We start from the raw sequence: 4,073 nt of genomic DNA, 5'->3' as shown, positions 1-4,073 counted from the left end.
ACCGAGCTGGGCCAGCGGACGCCCGCCACCACCCCACTGGCACGCGATGATCTCAGCCGCGATCGACACCGCGGTCTCCTCCGGAGTACGGGCGCCGAGATCAAGTCCGATGGGACTGGAAAGCCTGGTCAACTCGGCCTCGGTCAGACCCACCTCACGCAATCGCTGCATCCGATCGTCGTGAGTGCGCCGTGATCCCATCGCGCCGACGTAACCGACCTCGGGCAATCGCAGCGCGACCTCCAGCACCGGGACGTCGAACTTCGGATCGTGCGTCAGCACGCAAATGACCGTGCGCCCGTCGATCAGCCCGGCTTCGACCTGCTGTGCCAGGTAGCGATGCGGCCAGTCGACGACGACCTCGTCGGCGCTCGGAAACCTGGCCTTGGTCGCGAATACCGGCCGCGCGTCGCACACCGTGACCCGGTAACCCAGGAACGAGCCCTGCCGCGCGACAGCCGCAGCAAAGTCGATCGCACCGACCACCAGCATCCGCGGACGCGGTGCATGGCTGGCGACGAAGACCTCCATACCCACGCCGCGACGCTCCCCGTCGGGACCGTAGGTCAGCACGTCGGTGCGGCCCGCAGCCAGCAGACCACGCACGTCGTCGACGACGGCGTCATCGGCGCGCAGCGAACCCAGCGAACCCAGCGAACCCTCCGACGAACGCACCACCAGCCGTCGCCCCACCCAGGCAGGGTCGGGGTGCGCGATCACCGTCGCCACGGCGACGGGCCGGTGCTCCGCCACGTCCACGACGAACGCGTCGAAGTTGGGGAACGTCGTCTGCGACACCGCTTCCACGAAGACGTCCAAGGTTCCCCCGCACGTGAGGCCCACGGCGAACGCGTCGTCGTCGACTACCCCGTAGCGCTGCAGACACGGATGACCGGTCTGCACGACTTCGGTTGCCAGTTCGTACACCGCGCCCTCGACGCAGCCGCCCGAGACCGATCCGGTCACCGTGCCGTCGGGCGCCACCACCATCGACGCACCGGCCGGCCGGGGTGCGGACTTGAAGGTCCGCACCACCGTACCGACGCCGGCGGTGGCACCGTCGCACCAGATCGCCAACAGGTCGTCGAGAACGTCGGGCACACTATTCATTGTAGGCTGCTTTCACGACGCCCATCTAGACATTAGGTCCGAACTGCCCGCAGTTGGACGAGGTCGGGACACCGTTGAAGCGGTCGGCCAGCCACGCCATGGTCCGCTCGCCATCCACGAACAGCGGCAGCAGCAGGTTGATGTCGAGCTTGTTGAACAGCGGCGGTTCTTCGTTGGTGTTCACGGTCACGTCGGCACCCTTGCTGCACCAGTCCTGCGCCGTCAGCATCGAGGCGTTGTAGGAAACCAACGGGTCCCAACGGTTCTGAGTGATGTACACCGGCGCCTCGGGCTTGAGGTTGCCCAGGCGCTGGGCAGCCAGCAGGCTCTTGAACGGGTCGTTGCCGAACAGCTCACCGATATCGGTGTTGAACCAGTACTGGATATGACGGAACGCGTAGTCGACGGCCCCCTGAACCAGGCAGGTGTGCCCCGACCAGTCCAGCATCTGCAGGCCACGCGGAGTCATGACACTGCGAATGGTGTCCGCGGTCTCCGGCACGGAGGCGAAGACCCCGCGCAGCGCGTACCCGGTCAGCACCGCCAGGAAGCTCCCGTCGATACCCGGCAGCGCCTCCGCGACGTCGGTGATCGGCGCGTCGGCGGCGGCACCAACGACGTTGAGCTCGGGGCCGTAGGTCGGCGCCAATTCCGCGGCCGACAGCGCCGCCTGCCCACCGGACGCCCAACCGAAGAACCCAACGGGCCCGTGCGGATCCAGCGATGTGCCCGGCAGTTTCATCGCGGCGCGCGCCGCGTCGATCATGGCGGTGCCGGCCGCGACGCGGTTGAGGAACTGCGGTGATTGCGGACCGTGCACGCCCATCCCGACGCCGTCGGTGATCACGATGGCGAAGCCGCGGGCCACCAGCGTTCCGAAGAAGCCCTGGTCGACGTTGAGCATCAAGTCGAAGCCCTGGGAGAAGTGGATGCCCTGGTTGACCAGCCGTGACGGTGCACACTGCTCACCTACGCCGTACGGGCCGGTGGCGTACGCCAGTAGCGGACGCGGCCCATTGCCTGTCCACGGCGCGTCGGGCTCGATGTAGGTGCCGGTCACCGCGACGGGCTTGCCCTGCGCATCGGTGCTGCGATACATGATGCGAGTCCCGGTACCGCGGTAGTTGGCGCTCAGCTGGCCCGAGGGCTCGAAGACCAGCCGCGAGGGCTCCGTCCGGATCAGATCTCCCGGCGCTCCCGGCGGCAGCGGCTCCGGCGGGGTGTACCACTCCTCGTATATACGGTCATCGGCGAATGCGGCCGGCGCAGCCGTCAAAGCGGTGGCGGCCGCCACAAGCACCGCAAGGACGACAGCGGCGCTATTGCGCGCACCGCGTAGGAAGAATCGTCGGACCGAGCCGCTCCCTCCGCTTTGGCTTGTCGCTCCGACGGCGGTTAATGCGATTTCGCCGCGAAATGAGTCACATCCTTCGACGGGTGAGATATTCGACACGTCCAACTCCTCATTGGGTTATTTCCGTGAACCGTATATCTGCAGGTCATAGCGGTCAATCAAGAATTTGGCGGGAATAGTGAAATCTTTACTTGATTTTTGTCGGATGTAAATTGTAGGGAGCGTGAAAAATCCCATTCGACCATGCGGCCGCATCAAACAGTTGTCGCGACCCATTCGTGGCGCAGCACAATCCGATTGAGCATCGAGACCCAATCCGCATTTGCGTCCAATATTTAAATTGTTTATCCGGTCAAGGCATCGATCTCCCCGTGGTACATGCCCATCGCGCAGGCGAAGCGGATGGTGCCGGCGTCGATTACGCCGAGGTCGATAGGCGTATCGCCGTCGACGGGCAGGTTGTATAGCCGGTCGCGGACGACGAAGGCACGCACGCATCCCTCAGCGCGCTCGGAGTGCACCACCAGCGTCGTGGGTAGCCCGGCCCGTAGGGCTATCGAAGCCGGTGCGTAACCGCGCCCGGTCGCGGTAATGGTGACCTGCTGTCGTCTGTCGCGGACGGAGACGGTGTCCGCCACCGCAACGGCCGGTGCGGTGAGCCCCAGCTTCTGCATGACTCGGCCGGCGGACAGCGACGAGCCCGCCAGTTCGAGCCCGCCGTTGAGCGTCAGTAGACCCATTCCGATGACGACGACGCCCGTCACTGCCGCCAAGCGCCCACCCCACACCCGGCCGGCCGTGCGAGTCGCGTACCCGAGGATGGCGAACAGCGGGACGGTGCCGAGGACGAATACCGCCATGGTGAGTGCACCTCGGGCCGCCGACCCGGACGCGACGGCAAGCGCTTCCACCGATAACGTCACCCCACATGGCAGGAACATGGTGCAGACGCCGACCAGAACCGGCGCGGAAACGGTGTGACGCACCACCCGGCCGCACGCGACCGGCGGTGCGAGTATGCGAAAGCCGGGCAGGCCGAGTTGGGCCAGTCCCAAGGTGATGATGACCAGTCCGGCGCCGATCTGCACCGCGGTCCGGGCGTCGACGGATAGCGCCACCGCCGCGCCGAGGGCACCCAGCAATGCGCCGACGGCGCAATGGGAAGCCAGCTTTCCGATCAGGAACCCGCCCACGGGCAGCAGGTCCAATCGGGCGGACGCGACTGACATCGGGCACTGCCTGGCCATGACACCTGCAAGCAGCCCACCGTGAGCGGCCGCGCACGTGCCGGCGCCCGCCGTCAGCCCGGTGATCAGCACCGCGGTCAGACTCATGCTCGGTAGCCCGATCCCTCGGCCAGCACTTACTACTGCTTCCGTTTGGCGCTGCGCCGACCGAGGATGAACATTAAGACCGCCAGCACCAGAGCGCCCGCCACGTATGGGCCATCCTTCAGCAGCGCATCCTCACCGGCGAGTTCCAGCAGAACGAACGTCAGCAGCGCCAGCACCAGAACACCTGCCACATACGGGCCGTACTTCAGCAGCGCACCGCCACCGGCGAGGTCCAGCAGGTCGATGGGTTCGGGTTCGGACTGGACTGCGGCAAC

Annotated in this window: 3 protein-coding genes and 1 pseudogene; all 4 read right to left on the bottom strand. The window is 66.3% G+C overall.

The window, feature by feature from the left end:
- Positions 1-1,101, bottom strand: a 1,101-nt coding sequence (locus CQY20_RS33305; protein ID WP_165789328.1) for an XdhC family protein, incomplete at its 3' end; no start/stop codon positions are given.
- A gap of 34 nt (positions 1,102-1,135) precedes the next feature.
- Positions 1,136-2,410 (bottom strand): lipase family protein, encoded by a 1,275-nt coding sequence (locus CQY20_RS33300; protein WP_097945541.1) that lies wholly within the window; start codon positions 2,408-2,410, stop codon positions 1,136-1,138.
- A gap of 398 nt (positions 2,411-2,808) precedes the next feature.
- The gene (locus CQY20_RS33295; protein WP_097945538.1) at positions 2,809-3,798 is read right to left on the bottom strand and encodes an urease accessory protein UreH domain-containing protein; all 990 of its coding nucleotides are present in this window, start codon (positions 3,796-3,798) and stop codon (positions 2,809-2,811) included.
- Positions 3,799-3,830: 32 nt separating this feature from the next.
- Positions 3,831-4,073 (bottom strand): annotated as a pseudogene (locus CQY20_RS35305) (hypothetical protein); the annotation flags it as partial.

It is taken from the genome of Mycolicibacterium agri (assembly GCF_002553505.1).
GTDB lineage: Bacteria > Actinomycetota > Actinomycetes > Mycobacteriales > Mycobacteriaceae > Mycobacterium > Mycobacterium agri.
This window is presented reverse-complemented; position numbering and strand designations above follow the sequence as displayed.